General features: G+C 55.4%; 12 protein-coding genes. 8 read left to right on the top strand and 4 right to left on the bottom strand.

Features of this window, described 5'->3' with window-relative positions:
* Window positions 1-31: 31 nt before the first annotated feature.
* Together kduI and ACI2I2_RS19645 are read right to left on the bottom strand one after the other, a co-directional pair.
* Window positions 32-868, bottom strand: a complete 837-nt coding sequence (kduI, locus tag ACI2I2_RS19650; RefSeq protein ID WP_404659435.1) for a 5-dehydro-4-deoxy-D-glucuronate isomerase — start codon at window positions 866-868, stop codon at window positions 32-34.
* A gap of 328 nt (window positions 869-1,196) precedes the next feature.
* Window positions 1,197-2,378 (bottom strand): acetyl-CoA C-acetyltransferase, encoded by a 1,182-nt coding sequence (locus ACI2I2_RS19645; protein WP_404659434.1) that lies wholly within the window; start codon window positions 2,376-2,378, stop codon window positions 1,197-1,199.
* Window positions 2,379-2,597: 219 nt separating this feature from the next.
* Between ACI2I2_RS19645 and ACI2I2_RS19640 the strand changes: the two genes are divergently transcribed.
* The 6 genes from ACI2I2_RS19640 (at window position 2,598) to ACI2I2_RS19615 (ending at window position 7,988) form a co-directional block, all read left to right on the top strand.
* Window positions 2,598-3,827, top strand: coding sequence for an amino acid permease (locus ACI2I2_RS19640; RefSeq protein WP_404659432.1), 1,230 nt, complete (start codon window positions 2,598-2,600; stop codon window positions 3,825-3,827).
* A 105-nt stretch (window positions 3,828-3,932) separates the two neighbouring features.
* Complete coding sequence (locus ACI2I2_RS19635) at window positions 3,933-4,811, top strand: aldo/keto reductase family oxidoreductase (RefSeq protein ID WP_404659431.1); 879 nt, start codon at window positions 3,933-3,935, stop codon at window positions 4,809-4,811.
* A 127-nt stretch (window positions 4,812-4,938) separates the two neighbouring features.
* On the top strand, window positions 4,939-5,499 hold the full coding sequence (locus ACI2I2_RS19630) for a peroxiredoxin (protein WP_404659430.1): 561 nt from the start codon (window positions 4,939-4,941) through the stop codon (window positions 5,497-5,499).
* Window positions 5,500-5,518: 19 nt separating this feature from the next.
* Window positions 5,519-6,751 (top strand): protein-disulfide reductase DsbD family protein, encoded by a 1,233-nt coding sequence (locus tag ACI2I2_RS19625; RefSeq protein ID WP_404659429.1) that lies wholly within the window; start codon window positions 5,519-5,521, stop codon window positions 6,749-6,751.
* A gap of 54 nt (window positions 6,752-6,805) precedes the next feature.
* Window positions 6,806-7,375, top strand: a complete 570-nt coding sequence (locus ACI2I2_RS19620; RefSeq protein WP_404659428.1) for a sigma-70 family RNA polymerase sigma factor — start codon at window positions 6,806-6,808, stop codon at window positions 7,373-7,375.
* Window positions 7,362-7,988, top strand: a complete 627-nt coding sequence (locus ACI2I2_RS19615) for a DUF1109 domain-containing protein (protein ID WP_404659426.1) — start codon at window positions 7,362-7,364, stop codon at window positions 7,986-7,988. Before ACI2I2_RS19620 ends, ACI2I2_RS19615 begins: the two co-directional genes overlap by 14 nt.
* A gap of 86 nt (window positions 7,989-8,074) precedes the next feature.
* Here ACI2I2_RS19615 and ACI2I2_RS19610 read toward each other — a convergent pair whose 3' ends face one another.
* Window positions 8,075-10,762 (bottom strand): cation-transporting P-type ATPase, encoded by a 2,688-nt coding sequence (locus ACI2I2_RS19610; RefSeq protein WP_404659424.1) that lies wholly within the window; start codon window positions 10,760-10,762, stop codon window positions 8,075-8,077.
* A 50-nt stretch (window positions 10,763-10,812) separates the two neighbouring features.
* Complete coding sequence (locus ACI2I2_RS19605; protein WP_404659423.1) at window positions 10,813-11,244, bottom strand: universal stress protein; 432 nt, start codon at window positions 11,242-11,244, stop codon at window positions 10,813-10,815.
* Between the two features lie 664 nt (window positions 11,245-11,908).
* Between ACI2I2_RS19605 and ACI2I2_RS19600 the strand changes: the two genes are divergently transcribed.
* A complete protein-coding gene (locus ACI2I2_RS19600; RefSeq protein ID WP_404659422.1) occupies window positions 11,909-12,994 on the top strand; it encodes an efflux RND transporter periplasmic adaptor subunit in 1,086 nt (361 codons plus the stop codon).
* Window positions 12,994-16,056 (top strand): efflux RND transporter permease subunit, encoded by a 3,063-nt coding sequence (locus ACI2I2_RS19595; RefSeq protein WP_404659420.1) that lies wholly within the window; start codon window positions 12,994-12,996, stop codon window positions 16,054-16,056. Before ACI2I2_RS19600 ends, ACI2I2_RS19595 begins: the two co-directional genes overlap by 1 nt.
* The last annotated feature ends 22 nt before the right edge of the window (window positions 16,057-16,078 follow it).

The following is a 16,078-nucleotide window of genomic DNA, read 5'->3' as shown; positions in this document are numbered from 1 at the left end:
CGGACAGGCAAAGGTTGTTTGCTGCCCGCGACTAGCGCAGATCTTTAACAGCGACGTGGTCCATATCATCAAAGACCTGGTTTTCACCGACCATGCCCCAGATGAAGGTATAAGCCTGCGTGCCCACGCCAGAGTGAATAGACCAGCTCGGCGAAATCACCGCCTGCTCGTTGTGCATCACGATATGGCGCGTTTCCTGCGGTTGTCCCATCATGTGGAACACGCAGGCGTCGTCGGCCATATTGAAGTAGAAATAGACTTCCATGCGGCGTTCATGGGTGTGACACGGCATGGTGTTCCACAGGTTACCTGGCGCCAGTTCAGTCAGGCCCATGCTGAGCTGACAGGTTTCCAGCACGTCCGGAACGAAGTATTTATTGATGGTGCGGCGGTTGCTGGTGACGTTGTCGCCAAGCGTGACCGGCGCAACATCTGCAGGGATCACTTTTTTGGTTGGGAAGGTGGTGTGTGCCGGGGCGCAGTTGTAGTAAAACTTCGCGGGTTTCGCGGTATCAATGCTGGCGAACACCACTTCTTTCGCCCCTTTCCCGACGTACAGCGCATCGCGATGGCCGATTTCATAGCATTTGCCATCAACGGTGATGGTGCCCGGGCCGCCGATGTTAATCACACCCAGCTCACGACGCTCAAGGAAGTAGCTCACGCCAAGCTGTTTGCCCACTTCTCCGCCGACAGAGACCGTTTTTGCCACTGGCATGATGCCGCCCACAATAATGCGATCGATGTGGCTGTACACCATGGTGTATTCATCGGCGACAAACACCTGCTCAACCAAAAACTCGTTGCGCAGCCCTTGGGTATCCAGCGTCTTAGCATGCGCGCTGTGGATGCTTTGTCTGATGTCCACGTAAACCTCCAGCATAAGTTTCATTTTGAAAAGCAGTTTCGCTTTTCTGTTGAAACCATCTTATGCCTCCCACTGGTGGTTTTCAATGATAAATAAAACATCGTTTCATTTTTTATGCCGATAAATTCCAGAAATGCAAAACCGATCACGTTGCAGGTTTAACCTTGCACCACGAATAATGTTTATCTCATTAAATAACAATGATTTAAATAAACTTTAATTTACGACACAGAAGAGAGATAACCGCGCAGAAAAACGAAGAAAGGAGAATTCGAGCCAACAAAAAGGCCCCCTTTGCAGGAGGCCTCACCAGATAAACATCTCAACACTATTCGCGTTCAACCGCCAGCGCCACGCCCTGCCCGCCGCCGATACACAATGTTGCCAGCCCTTTACGGGCATCGCGTTTGATCATCTCATGCACCAGCGAGACCAAAATACGGCAGCCGGATGCGCCAATCGGATGGCCCAATGCAATCGCACCGCCGTTAACATTGACACGCTTCTCATCCCATTCCAGCACCTTGCCGACGGAAATAGCCTGTGCGGCGAAAGCCTCATTGGCTTCAATCAGGTCAACATCGCCAAGCTGCCAGCCTACCCGCTCAAGACAACGGCGTGTCGCATAGACCGGTGCAATGCCCATCAGAGCAGGATCGACACCGACGCTGGCAAAGGCGCGAATGCGCGCCAGAATCGGCAAATTCAGCTCCAGCGCCCGTGATTCACTCATCATCATCACCGCCGCCGCGCCATCGTTTATCGATGAGGCATTACCTGCTGTCACTGAACCCAGCGAATCAAACGCCGGCATCAGGCGCGCCAGCCCTTCGGCGCTGGCATCAGTCCGTGGCTGTTCGTCAGTGTCGACCACCTGAGTCAGGCCATTTTTCTGGACATTCACCACCGGAACGATTTCATCGCGGAAACGTCCGGAATCTATCGCCCGTCGCGCTTTTTGCTGGGAGCTAAGCGCCCAGGCGTCCTGCAACTCGCGGGTAATGCCGTATTCGCGTGCCAGATTTTCCGCCGTCACACCCATGTGATAATCGTTGAAAGCATCCCACAGCCCGTCATGCACAAGGCTGTCGATAAGCTGGCTGTTGCCCAGTCGAGCCCCTGTCCTGCTGTCGGTCAGCACGTGAGGCGCGCGGCTCATGTTTTCCTGGCCACCGGCAATAACGACATCGGCTTCACCACACTGAATCGCCTGAGTCGCAAGATGCAGCGCTTTCAGGCCCGAGCCGCAAACGTCATTAATGGTAATGGCAGAAACCGTGTTCGGCAGGCCGCCTTTGATGGCTGACTGTCGGGCAGGGTTTTGCCCGGCACCCGCCGTCAGTACCTGGCCGAGAATCACTTCATCGACGGCAAAAGGGTCAATGCCGGTTCGCTCGACCAGCGCTTTCACCACCACACTGCCCAACTCCACGGCGGTAAAGCGCGATAACGCGCCCTGAAAACAGCCGATGGGGGTTCTTACTGCACCTACGATTACGACGTCTTTCATCCCGACCTCAGCGCAAATTAACCGCACTATAGTAGAGTATTGTTATCAACTATTATCGTAATTGTTTACAAAAAGTGAGATTAATCACAAAGCAATGCGCTGTCATTTAACATTCATTCGGCAATCTTTCCCTGGAGACATTTCGCGTTCCCCCGCCTCTTCGGTTTTATGGTAAATTCGCCTCCGTTTTCCTGGTTATCTGGTTTTAAAATTCAAACAATGTCGAAATTATGGTCAAAAGACGAAACCCTGTGGAGTTTCGCCTTATATGGTACTGCGGTAGGTGCGGGTACGTTGTTCCTGCCGATTCAGCTAGGCTCCGCCGGGGCGATGGTTTTACTGATTACGGCATTGGTGGCATGGCCGCTGACGTACTGGCCGCATCGCGCACTGTGTCGTTTCATTTTATCGGCCAACCTGCCTGCGAACGTCGGGATCACCGGTGCCGTCAATCACTACTACGGCAAAAAAATCGGCAACCTCATCACCTCGCTCTATTTCATCGCCTTCTTTGTGGTGGTGCTGATTTACGCCGTTGCCATCACCAACTCGCTCACTGAACAGTTAGCCAAACAGATGACGGTGACGCTCGGCATTCGCATGCTGGTGAGCCTCGGTGTGGTGCTGGTACTCAACCTGATCTTCCTGATGGGCCGCCATGCGACGCTGAAAGTGATGGGGTTCCTGGTTTTCCCGCTGATTGCCTATTTTCTGTTTCTGTCTGTCTGGCTGACTGGCTCCTGGCAACCCACGCTGTTCAGCGGTCAGTTGACCTTTACGCCGCACACCCTGCATCAGGTCTGGCTCTCTATTCCCGTGATGGTTTTCGCCTTTAGCCATACGCCGATTATCTCGACCTTCGCCATCGATCGTCGCGAGAAATTCGGCGAGCAGGCCATGGATAAATGCAAAAAAATTATGCGGATTGCATACCTGATCATCTGCCTGAGCGTGCTGTTTTTCGTCTTCAGCTGCCTGCTGGCTATCCCGGAAAGCTACATCACGGAGGCTAAAAACGAAGGGGTGACTATCCTTTCCGCGCTGGCAATGATGCCCGCATCGCCACACTGGCTGGCGGTTTCCGGCATTATTGTGGCGATTGTGGCGATGTCGAAATCTTTCCTTGGCACCTACTTCGGGGTGATTGAAGGTGCCAGCGAGATAGTGAAAGCGGGCCTGAATCAGGTTGGAGTGCGTAAAAGCCGTGCTTTTAACCGCGCGACCGCCATCCTGCTGGTGTCTGCCTTTACGTTCGTGGTGTGTTGCATCAACCCGAACGCTATCTCAATGATTTACGCCATCAGCGGCCCGTTGATTGCGATGATCCTGTTCATCATGCCGACGCTGTCCACTTACCTGATCCCTGCCCTCAAGCCTTATCGCTCCGTAGGAAGTCTCATTACGCTGATTGTTGGCGTGCTTTGCGTCTCGGTCATGTTCTTCGGCTAATCCCTGCGCGGCTCACGGGCCGCACATTCCGTTAAACTTTCTTCGCTTCCTTCCTCGCTTAACCGGTTTACACTTAGCCGGTTAAGCCATTATGAGGAAACAGTTATGTCCAGCGTTAAACAGTCCGGCAGTTTTACTCTCGGCGATCGTGATGTGTATCGCCTTGGCTATGGAGCGATGCAATTGGCGGGGCCTGGCGTGTTTGGTCCACCTAAAGATCCAGAGATGGCAGTGAAAGTGCTGCAGGCGGCGCTTGAAGCTGGCGTGAACCATATCGACACCTCCGATTTTTATGGGCCGCATGTCACCAACCAAATCATCAAAAAGGCGCTTCACCCGTATCCGAAAGATCTGACGATTGTCACCAAAGTCAGTGCACGTCGCGACGAACAAGGCAACTGGCTGCCGGCCATGTCTGCCCCGGAACTCACTTCCGCAGTGGAAGACAACCTGCGTAACCTGGGTCTCGATGTGCTGGATGTGGTCAACCTGCGCAGCATGATCAGCGCTCACGGCCCGGCAGAAGGCTCGCTGGAAGAACCGCTGGAAACGCTGATTAAGCTGAAAGACAGAGGCCTGATTCGCCATATCGGGATGAGCAACGTTACCGAAAAGCAGGTAGAAGATGGCCTGAAAATGACCGATATCGTCTGTGTGCAGAACTTCTATAACGTGGCAAATCGCCATGACGATAAGCTCATTGACATGCTGGCGACGAAGAATATCGCCTATGTGCCGTTCTTCCCGCTGGGTGGCTTCACGCCGTTGCAGTCTCAGGATATCAACGACATTGCCGCGACTCTGAACGCCACGCCGATGCAGGTTGCACTGGCCTGGCTGCTGCAACGCTCGCCTAATATCCTGCTGATCCCAGGCACGTCTTCGCTGAAGCATCTGGAAGAGAACCTGGCCGCGGCGGCGTTAACCCTTCCGCAAGAGGCGCTCGACGTGTTGAACAACCTGCCGCAGGCTGCTCAACACTGATCCCCGAAAAAGTATCCCGGCGCCTGTCGGGATACTTTTTAAAAAAAATTTCTCAGCAGCGAATCCTTTTCCCTCCACGCAACGAACTGTGTAAGAAACCCCTTTACTTACACAAGTGGAGCTCACCATGATTGCTGTTAAACATCGCTTATCGCTGCTGGCTACTGCCGCTCTTGGTTTCTCTCTGATGGCTTTCAATGCCGCCGCCGCGCTGCCTGTGGGTGCCAGCGCACCTGACTTCAAGCTTGATGCCGCGCTCGCCGGTAAACCGATGACCTTCTCACTTCAACAGGCGCTGCAAAAAGGCCCTGTCGTGCTCTACTTCTTCCCGGCGGCATTTACCAAAGGCTGTACGCTGGAAGCGCATGACTTTGCTGAAGCGACTGATGATTTCAAAAAATTGGGCGCAACGGTGATTGGCGTGACCGCGGGGAACGTGGATCAGGTTGGGAAATTCTCGCAGCTTGAGTGCCGTAATAAGTTTGCCGTCGCCGCAGACCCCGGTGCCAAAGTCGCGGCGGAGTATCAAACCCAAATGCAGATGGGCGGCAAAATGCTCTCTGACCGCACGTCTTATGTGATTGCACCTGACGGTAAAATCCTGCTGAGCTACACCGATCGCAATCCGGATGCCCACATCCAGAAAACGATGGATGCGGTGAAACAGTACGCCCAGTCACACTCCTGATAGCAAACAGAGACAGCTTATGTTGACTGCCATGCTCGCCGCCTTCTTAGGCGGCATTATTCTCAACTTCATGCCGTGCGTGTTTCCCGTGGTGTCGTTGAAAGCTTTCGGATTGCTGCGACACGATGGCGATACGGCAAGTGCCCGCAGTGAAGGCCTCGCGTTTTTACTCGGGGTTGTCGTCACGATGATGGCGCTGGCGGCGGTGCTGCTTGCCGCACGCGCGGGCGGGAATGCGGTTGGCTGGGGATTTCAGCTTCAGTCGCCGTTGGTTATCTCGATTCTGGCGCTGGTTATCCTCGGTGCAGCGCTCAATATGCTGGGCGTATTTGAAGTTGGCCTGTCACTCCAGCGAGCCGGAGAGCTTTCTATCGGCCGCGGTGCGTTCGGCCGTTCCGCGCTGACAGGTGCATTGGCGATCATCGTCGCCACGCCCTGCTCGGCTCCGTTTATGGCGGGCGCTATTGGCTACGCTCTGGTACAACCGCCTGCTGTCGCACTGGCAATTTTCTTTGCGCTGGCGCTGGGCTTTGCTGCGCCCTTCACGCTGATCTCACTTTTCCCTGCTCTGGCTCGTCGCTTACCGCGCCCCGGAGCCTGGATGAGCGTCCTGAAGAAAGGCCTCGCCTTCCCGATGTTTGGCGCGTACGCCTGGCTGGTTTGGGTGCTCGCACAACAAGCAGGAATGACGGCGCTCGCCACGCTGCTCGCCGGGTCGGTTATCGTCAGCTTTGCGGGATGGATTTATGGCATGGCGCAACAGCGCCAACTGGCTGGCCGTGGCTACCGCGTGATGTATTCGGTCACTGCGGTGTTGCTTCTGCTGGTGCTGGTGCCGTTGCCCGGGGTGATGAAACCCGCCGCCAATGCAGATATCGCGCAGAACGCTCAGCAAGCAGCCCCTATCAAATGGACGCCGCAGACGGTGGCTGAACAACGCGGGCACGGCAAAGCCATTTTCGTGAATTTCACCGCGTCCTGGTGCATCACCTGTCAGGTGAACGACAAGACGTCGCTCTCGACCCAGGCGGTGAAAGAGGCGATGGCGAAAACGGGCACGCTGTATATGGTGGCAGATTCGACTAAATTTAATGCGGATGTTGATGACGCGCTAAGCCAGTTTGGTCAGGGCGGATTGCCCCTGTATGTGGTTTATCCTGCCGATGGCAGCGCGCCAACGGTTTTACCGCAGGTATTAACCCCAACCATCGTGGTGAATGCCCTCAATCAGGCTGCCGGTAAAAAGGCGTGACGACCGCAAAGGTTGCGCGCCTGAGAGTTCCGGTGCGACGCAGCAAGGCGGTTTATGAGTAATCCGGCAGTTCCGCGCGAACAGTGGCCTGAGTATATGGCCCGCGCACAGGCAGGCGATCAGCAGGCGTACGCACGCCTGCTGCATACCCTGGTGCCGGTTATTCGGGCGCTGGCGCGCAAGCAAATGGACGACGAGGCGCTGATTGAGGATGTTATTCAGGATGTGCTGCTGACCCTGCATCGGGTGCGCCACACCTACGATCCGGGCTGCCCGTTTTTGCCGTGGTTGATGGCGATCGCTCAGGCCAGAAGTGTGGACGCGCTACGGCGACAAGGGCGCTTTGCCCGGCGAGAAGTCACTGAAGATGAGCAGGTGCTGAACATGGCCGATCCCACGCTTGTTCAGCATGCAGAACAGCGTGAATCACGGGAAGAGTTGTACGGTTTTCTCAGTCAGTTGCCCTCGCGTCAGCGTCAGATTGTGGAGAGCATCCACCTTCAGGAGATGAGCCTGGCGGAGGCCGCGAAGGAGAGCAACCTGAGTATTCCGGCGGTGAAGTCGTTGTTACATCGGGCGCTGAGCAATCTGCGTCGTTATGGAGCCAGTCATGGAAAATCATGAGGCCTTAATTCAAAAACTGAGCCGTGCAGCTCATCCCGTCAAACGCCCGTTACCCACGGGTTTACGTGTCGTTAGCTGGGTACTGATGGCGCTCAGCGCAGGCATTCTGGCAAGTCTTTTGCTGGAGAGAAGCGCCACTGATTGGACACAACCTGGCGCGGGATGGGCGATTGCGCAGCTAGTGCTCGTCTTCGCCACAGGTTTGCTCGCCATCGGCGCGGCATTCACCGGCAGCATCGCCGGTCGTCGCCCCTTATCCGCACGCTGGTTAGTCGCGCTTGCTGTGATTTGGTTCATCGCCGTAGGCATGAGTCTGAGTCAACACCCGCTATCTGCGGGAAGCCTGCACGACACCCGCTGCTACACCTTTATGGTCACCGTCAGCGCACCGATGATTGCGCTGGTGCTGGGCTTTTTACGCCGCACCCGCACACTCACCCCATTACGCAGCCTGACATTAGCCGGAACAGGCGTCGCCTGTATGGCGCTGACGCTGCTGGCATTCTGCCATCCGGTGCATCTGCATCCGGAAGACTTCCTGATGCATATCGCGGCAATAGTGACGATCGTGGCGGCGACGGTGGCTTTGGGTTGGCGCTGGGTAAGGGTTTGAAAAAAAAGAACGGCGGGAGCATGAGTGATCTCATGACATCCCGCCGTTCTTCCATTTAGGCCTTCAGCCCTGTCTTGAGGACTCTATCAAACCGTACGCCATTTGCGGGTCAGCGGCTTCTCAACTTCCACAATCAGGAACATCACAAAGCCGATAATAAAGGTGATCACCCAGTAGCGGAACGGCAGCGCTGCGGTGCCAAACAGCATCTGCATAAACGGGGCGTAGATAATCAGCAGTTGCAGAACCAGCAGCACGCCACTGACAATCCAGATCCCCCGGTTAGCCAACAGCCCTTTACTCAGTGAGAAACCATCCGCAACCCGGCAGTTAAGCATATAGAACCACTGCGCGGTGACCAGCGTCTGCAACAGCACCGTACGAATAAATTCAGGCGAATAGCCTCGCGGTTGCAGCCAGGCCTCAAGCACAAAGGCGCTGACGGCAATCATCGAGCCGACAAAAATGACTCGCCAGATAGCAAATCCATCCATTACGTGTAGCTTAGGATCGCGCGGCGGACGGCGCATGATGTTCTTCTCACCGGCCTCGAACGCCAGGCCAAACGACAGCGTGGCCGACGTTGCCATGTTCATCCACAGAATCAGCACTGGCGTGAGTGGAATTAAATTGCCTGCCAGCAGCGCGATAATGATTAACAGCCCCTGCGCCAGGTTGGTCGGCATAATAAACAGGATGGTTTTTTTCAGGTTGTCGTACACCCGACGCCCTTCCCTGACCGCGCTGGCAATGGTGGCGAAGTTATCATCGGTCAGCACCATATCGGCCGCTTCCTTGGTCACTTCGGTGCCCTTGATGCCCATCGCGATACCGACATCGGCCTGCTTCAGCGCCGGCGCGTCGTTCACCCCATCGCCGGTCATCCCGACCACCTCTTTCTTACTTTGCAGCGCCTGGACCAGGCGGAACTTATCCTCCGGGCTGGTACGGGCGAAAATGTCGAATTTCTGCGCCGCTTCGCTGAGCTGAATGGCGTCCATCACCTCCAGCTCTCGCCCGGTAATCGCGTTGTCCGCATTGCCAATCCCCAGCATCTTGCCAATACTCATCGCCGTTTGCGGGTGGTCGCCGGTTATCATCTTCACGCGGATCCCCGCCTGCAGGCAGTCGCCGATCGCGGTAATCGCCTCCGGTCGCGGCGGGTCCATCATCCCGGCGATCCCCAGCAGAATGACGCCCTGCTGCAAATCCTGATGAGTAAGTTCCGTTTGCCCTTCAGCGGCCGGTTTCCAGGCTGCCGCCACCATACGTAACCCTTCCCGCGCGTACTCTTCGATTTTCGCTTCCCAGTACGGCTGGTTGAGCGGCTCCAGCCCATGGTCGGTTTGCTGATGCTGGCACAGGCGGAACAGCACATCGGGCGCGCCGGTAATAAAAATCGTCTCTTCGTTGCCGATGCGGTACAGCGTCGACATGTATTTGTATTGCGAATCAAAAGGAATTTTACTGCGCAGCTCGGTCGTGACCGCCGGAAGCGGGACTTTCGCCGCCAGCACCTTCAGCGCGCCTTCGGTCGGGCCGCCGGTAATTTTCCACAGCCCATTTTCATCTTTGATTAACTGGCTGTCGTTACACAAATCGATGGTGCGCAGGTAGCGCTCCATCAGCGTGCCAGGGGCCACGGTTATCGGGTCCGGCTCATCGATCGGATGAATATTCCCCACCGGCTCGTAGCTGTCGCCTTCTACCCGATAGACTTTGTCGGCGGTGATAACGGCCTTAACCGTCATCTCGTTCATGGTCAGCGTCCCGGTTTTATCCGAGCAAATCACCGTCATCGCCCCGAGGGTTTCGACAGTCGGCAGCTTGCGGATAATCGCCTTCTGCCGGGCCATGGTTTGCACGCCAAGCGAGAGGATAATCGAGATAATCGCTGGCAACCCTTCCGGCACCGACGCCACCGCCAGGCTAATCAGCGACAGCATCAGTTCAGAAACCGGCATATCGCGGAACAGCACGCTGAAGACAAACAGCGCGGCCATCATCGCCAGGATGATAATGAAGATGGCTTTGCCAAGCTTATCCATCTGCACCAGCAACGGCGTACGGTGCTTTTCAATATCCGACATCATCTGGTTGATATGACCCAGCTCGGTCTCGCCGCCGGTCGCCACGACCAGACCTTTCCCGCCACCGGAACTCACTGTAGTACCGGAAAACAGCAAGTTAGTCCGATCGCCAAGCGGCAAGTCACCGCTGAGCGCTTCGGTGTTTTTCTCCACCACCGTCGACTCACCGGTCAGAATCGCTTCTTCTACCCGCAGGTTATGCGCTTCGATAACACGCAGGTCGGCAGGTATTCGATCGCCCGCGCGGATAACCACAATATCGCCGGGAACCAGAGCGGTGGTCGGGATCGTTTCGTGATTGCCCTGACGAATCACCACCGCTTCGCTGGAGAGCATATTACGAATGCTCTGGAGCGATTTTTCGGCGTTACTTTCCTGAATATGACCAATCAGTGCGTTGATCACCGCCACACCGAGGATAACCAGGGTATCAACCCAGTGGCCCATCACCGCCGTCAGCACCGCCGCTGCCAACAGGACGTAGATCAGGACATCGTTAAAATGCGCCAGAAAACGAAGCCACGCCGGTTTTCCCGCTTTTTGCGGCAGCGCATTTTCTCCGTACTGCTGCAAGCGCGCCGTCGCCTCAGCGCTGCTAATCCCGTCGGGAGTGCTGTTGGTACTGGTCAGGGTTTCTTCTACGGAGAGCTGATAGAACGGGCCACCCGGTTTTTCTGTACTCATAGTGATCTCCTCACTCCTGTAACGGAAATAAGGCCAGCCTCAGGCCGCCCTTAACGCACCACCAAAACCGGAACGTGAGCATAACGAACGATACTCGCCGCCTCCGAACCCAACAGATGCGTCTGAATAGTGGGATTGCGTGAACCGATGATCACCACATCCGCTTTCAGTTCGTCGGCCAGTTTAATCACCTCATCGCGAACGGTGCCGCTACGAACATGAATCTGAATATCGCTGTCCACCAGCGAGAGTTTTTTAATAAGCTCAGCCAGTTTTTCCTTAGCAGTATTAATTAGATAGTCTTCCATTTTCCTTGCGTCGGAAATAAAGCCGCGCGTCAGAACGGGGGAAAAAGAGGGGATCACGTGGAGCAGATGAATTTGTCCGGAGGAGCTTTGCGCCAGGAATTGAGCATGGGACAAGGCCTTGTCCGCAAGCCCGATTTCAAAGACATCAACCGGGACGAGAATATTTTTGTACATAGAGACAATCCTTTCATTACCTGTAAAAAAAGAGGGTAAAAACGGCGCAAACAATGGCGCTGAGGAAGCAATCTCAAGAACAAATAGGATAGACAATTAAGTCTACTTAAACGTAGCACACCACGATCAACACCATTAAGACGCCAATTAATATATTGAAAAATGCCGCAGACTTAGCAAAACCCAGACAATATGACTAAAAAACAGGCGAATTCGTCAGTATTACCGCAAATTTTACTCTTTTTAACCTTTCCGTTTTTCTACGGCTATGCTGATTATCAGAGGTCTGAATGCCCTCTAAAACCACTCAATAATTAGGTAGATAAAAAATTTACTTAGCACAAGGTTGATTCCAGAGGAGGCGCCATGTTTGGCTACAGTCTGTTACGCCTGAGCCTGTTTGTTGCCCTGGCAATAATCGCCTGTACAGCTTCCGGGTTATTTACCTATTTTGTTGTCACCGCGCTCGGGAAATAAAAATGGCGAGTGTAATTGTGAATAATATGTAAATCATACACTAAGCCATTCGAGTGACAGGCAGGCGACAAGTGAGCAAAAACCCGGCTACTTATTCTGCCAGGTGACCAGGGTGAACTAACACAATCCACATACAGGCAACGTTAAGTATTACGGGGAAATCACCTTCAATGTCGAGGGGAATATAGTGAATCGTTGTTTTTCTCTCATTCCGCTTATTATATTTATAACAACGGCTTGTGATCAGAAAGCGCCGCAAGTCACCCCGCTACCGCGGATGGTGAAAGTCGCGGAGGTCATGGCCATCGGTGATTCACAGCAGCGCGTGTTCCCCGCCCGTATTGAGTCCGGGGACTCCACCGATTTATCGTTCAAACGCAGCGGCCAGATAGAGTCTCTTGATGTGCGTCAGGGTGCCAATGTCACTCAAGGCCAGGCTCTGGCGCGGCTCAACGCCCGCGAAGCACAGCAGCGGGTAAACGAACGGCAGACCGCCGCCACCCTCGCCCAACGGCAATTTGATCGCTTCCAGACGCTGGCTGGCCGCCAGGCCATTTCAAAAGCGGAAATGGATATCCAGCGGGCCAGCCGCGACTCTGCCAACGCCGCGCTGAAAATCGCCCGCGAAGAGCTGTCGCAAATGACCCTGAACGCCCCGTTTAGCGGCGTTGCCGCCAGTGTTCCGATACGTAACCACCAGGTTGTCGCAGCCGGGCAGCCGATAGTGACCCTGACAAGAACCGACTTGCTCGATGTGGTATTCAGCGTGCCGGAAAATCTCTTTACCGCTCTGGATATTCGCAACGCAGAGTATCGGCCGGTCGTCAAAATCAACTCCATGCCGGACCGCGAGTTTACCGCCGAATATAAAGAGCACACCGGCAGCAGCGACAGCAGCACGCTCACCTGGCAAATCATCCTCACCATGCCGCGTCCGGCAGATTTCCCCTCAGTGGGCGGCGTAAGCGGAACCGTCACCGTAAACCTTGGTAACCTGCCCGCCAGCGCGGGTAAAAATGCTGTCGTGGTACCGGTCGAAGCGGTGTTTAACCCGGATAATCACCAGCGCAACGAACCTCACGTCTGGGTGGTACAAGGCCAGGGCGACAAGCTACAGCTGGAAGACAGAAAAGTCAGCGTCGGCCAGGTCACTTCCCAGGGGGTGGTGATCACCGAAGGGCTCAGCGTCGGTGAGCGAGTGGTGGCGGCAGGCGTCAGCGAACTGCATGCGCAACAGCCGGTTCGAATCTGGACGCGTGAACGAGGTTTGTAATGGATATCTCCCGCCAGTTCATTAACAACCCGATTCGCGTCTGGCTGACCATTTTGCTGCTGGGCCTCGGGGGTGTCTTCGCCCTGCTGAATATTGGCCGCCTGGAGGACCCGGCGTTCACCATCAAAACCGCCGTGGTGATAACCCATTATCCTGGTGCCTCGGCTCAGCAGGTCGAAGAGGAAGTCACCCTGCCGTTGGAGAATGCGCTGCAACAACTGCCGTACCTCGACAACGTCAGTTCGATCTCTTCCAACGGCCTGTCGCAAATCACCGTGAATATCGCCTCGCACTATCACTCCAGCGAGCTGCCGCAAATCTGGGATGAACTGCGCCGCCGGGTAGGAGACGCCTCCCGGCAGTTTCCCCCCGGCGTGGCTTCCCCCTTTGTGAATGACGATTTTGGCGATGTCTTCGGTTTCTTCTTTGCTCTCTCCGGCGACAGCTTCACCAACCCTGAGCTGGTTCGCTATGCCGAGCAGCTCCGTCGCGAACTGGTCCTCGTTCCCGGCGTCGGCAAGGTTGCTATCGGCGGCGCAATCCCCCAGCAAATCAACATTGATATCTCGCTGGCGAAAATGGCTGCCCGCGGCATTACGCTTAACCAACTGGCGGCGATCCTCAGTCGTTTGAACGTGGTGTCTAACGCCGGAGAGATTAAATCCGGCAGCGAGTCGATCCGCCTGCATCCAACCGGGGAGTTCGAGAATATCGACGAGCTGGGCGATTTGTTAATCAGCCCTCACGGCTCAGGCTCAGCGACGCGACTGCGCGATATTGCCACGCTCTCGCGCGGGCTTAGCGAATCCCCTTCCAGCATTTATCACGCTAACGGCCGCCAGGCGGTGACCATGGGCGTCTCTTTTATTCCCGGGGTTAACGTGATTGACGTTGGCCGAGCGCTGGAAAGCAAACTGGAACAGATGTCAGCAGAAAAACCGGCCGGGATCCACATCGACTTGTTCTACGATCAAGCGGCTGAAGTCGCCCACTCGGTCAACGGCTTTATCACTAACTTCCTGATGGCGCTGGCGATTGTCGTTGGCGTCCTGCTGATTTTTATGGGCGTGCGCAGCGGCATCATTATCGCTCTGTCACTGGCGCTCAACGTGCTCGGCACGCTGCTTATCATGTATCTGTGGGGCATTGAGCTACAGCGTATTTCGCTGGGCGCGCTGATTATCGCCCTCAGCATGCTGGTCGATAACGCCATCGTCATCGTTGAAGGGGTGCTCATTGCCCGCCAGCAGGGATCAACGCTGCTCACGGCCATCAATTACGTGATCCGCCGCTCGGCACTCCCGCTGCTTGGGGCAACGGTGATTGCGATTCTCGCCTTTGCGCCGATTGGCCTGTCGCAGGACTCCACCGGGGAATACTGTAAATCGTTGTTCCAGGTGCTGTTGATTTCACTGATGCTGAGCTGGTTCTCCGCGCTGACTATCACCCCAGTGCTGATTAAGTGGTGGCTTTTTAAAGGCCAATCGCAGCCGGTAAAAGAGGTGGAGACCGATCCGTACGGCGGGCGATTTTACCGTCTGTATCAGCGGGCTTTGCAGGGATTGCTGCTGCGTAAAACCCTTACGTTAACCATCATGGTGGCGCTATTAGCCGCTGCCATTTGGGGATTCGGCTCGGTACGGCAAAACTTTTTCCCCTCGTCAAACACGCCTATTTTCTTTGTTGATCTTTGGCTCCCCTACGGGACCGATATTGCCACCACCGAAAAGATGACCAGCGATATTGAGACCGCCATTAACGGCCAGCCCGGTGTGGTCACCACCGTGGCAACCGTGGGTCAGGGCAGCATGCGGTTTATCCTGACCTACAGCGGACAGCGGCAGTACAGCAACTACGCACAAATCATGGTGCGAATGGACGATCAGCGCAGTATTAACGCGCTGACGCAGCATGTTGATAGCTATATCGCACGCAACTACCCACAAGTGAACGCCAGTACCAAACGCGTGATGTTCGGGCCCTCCGGCGATAGCGCCATTGAGGTGCGGATTAAAGGTCCGGACCCTGACCGCCTGCGACTGCTCGCCAGCCAGGTCAGCGCTATTTTCTCCGCAGACCCGGCCACCGACGGAGTGCGTAACGACTGGCAAAACCGCAGCAAAGTGATTCGCCCGCAGTATTCCGCAGCTCTGGGCCGCGAACTGGGAGTCGATAAACAGGATGTAGACAACGCGCTGGAGATGAATTTCTCCGGTGCCCGCGCGGGCTTGTACCGGGAAGGGGCTGATTTGCTGCCGGTTATCGTCCGCCCTCCTGCCGCCGAGCGCCAGGACGCTAATCACCTGAATAACGTGCTGGTCTGGAGCCAAAGTCGCCAGCAGTATATTCCGCTCAGCAACGTGGTCAGCAGCTTTAATCTTGAGTGGGAAGATCCGCTGATCCTGCGCCGCGACCGCAGCCGGGTGCTGACAGTACAAACCGATCCCAACCCGCTAAGTAACCAGACTTCTGGCGATATTCTGGCCCGCGTGAAGCCACAGATTGATGCCCTCGTCCTGCCGCACGGTTACAGCATTGAGTGGGGTGGCGATGCGGAGAATTCCAAAGAGGCGCAGCAGGGGCTGTTCACTACCCTGCCGCTCGGCTACCTGGTGATGTTTATTATCACCGTGCTGATGTTCAGCTCGCTGAAAAACGCGATCGCTATCTGGCTGACCGTTCCGCTGGCGCTGATTGGCGTCACACCGGGCTTTTTGATCACCGGCATACCTTTCGGCTTTATGGCGTTAATTGGGTTGCTCAGCCTGAGTGGGATGCTGATCCGTAACGGCATCGTGCTGGTTGAAGAGATTGAACAGCAGAAGCAGGAAAAAGGACAGCAAGAGGCGATTATTTATGCCGCCACGTCGCGTCTGCGCCCTATTCTGCTGACGGCCTTTACTACCGTGCTCGGCCTGGCGCCGCTCTTACTGGATGTCTTCTTCCAGAGCATGGCGGTGGTGATTATGTTTGGCCTGGGGTTTGCCACTATTTTGACGCTGCTGGTTCTGCCGGTGATTTATGCCTGTTTCCACAATAAGGATGTGAAGGCACAGCCATGAACAGTACCGGGTTAAATATCAT

Origin of the sequence: Scandinavium sp. NPDC088450, assembly GCF_044900545.1 — a bacterium.
Classification (GTDB): domain Bacteria; phylum Pseudomonadota; class Gammaproteobacteria; order Enterobacterales; family Enterobacteriaceae; genus Scandinavium.
The sequence above is the reverse complement of the archived record's forward strand: the minus strand, read 5'-3'. Positions and strand labels throughout refer to the sequence as shown.

Coding starts and splice junctions, on each gene's coding strand:
- ACI2I2_RS19605 (WP_404659423.1), bottom strand. CDS start 11,244: ATGTACAAAAATATTCTCGTCCCGGTTGATGTCTTTGAAATCGGGCTT.
- ACI2I2_RS19640 (WP_404659432.1), top strand. CDS start 2,598: ATGTCGAAATTATGGTCAAAAGACGAAACCCTGTGGAGTTTCGCCTTA.
- ACI2I2_RS19630 (WP_404659430.1), top strand. CDS start 4,939: ATGATTGCTGTTAAACATCGCTTATCGCTGCTGGCTACTGCCGCTCTT.
- ACI2I2_RS19595 (WP_404659420.1), top strand. CDS start 12,994: ATGGATATCTCCCGCCAGTTCATTAACAACCCGATTCGCGTCTGGCTG.
- ACI2I2_RS19620 (WP_404659428.1), top strand. CDS start 6,806: ATGAGTAATCCGGCAGTTCCGCGCGAACAGTGGCCTGAGTATATGGCC.
- ACI2I2_RS19610 (WP_404659424.1), bottom strand. CDS start 10,762: ATGAGTACAGAAAAACCGGGTGGCCCGTTCTATCAGCTCTCCGTAGAA.
- ACI2I2_RS19625 (WP_404659429.1), top strand. CDS start 5,519: ATGTTGACTGCCATGCTCGCCGCCTTCTTAGGCGGCATTATTCTCAAC.
- ACI2I2_RS19645 (WP_404659434.1), bottom strand. CDS start 2,378: ATGAAAGACGTCGTAATCGTAGGTGCAGTAAGAACCCCCATCGGCTGT.
- ACI2I2_RS19635 (WP_404659431.1), top strand. CDS start 3,933: ATGTCCAGCGTTAAACAGTCCGGCAGTTTTACTCTCGGCGATCGTGAT.
- ACI2I2_RS19615 (WP_404659426.1), top strand. CDS start 7,362: ATGGAAAATCATGAGGCCTTAATTCAAAAACTGAGCCGTGCAGCTCAT.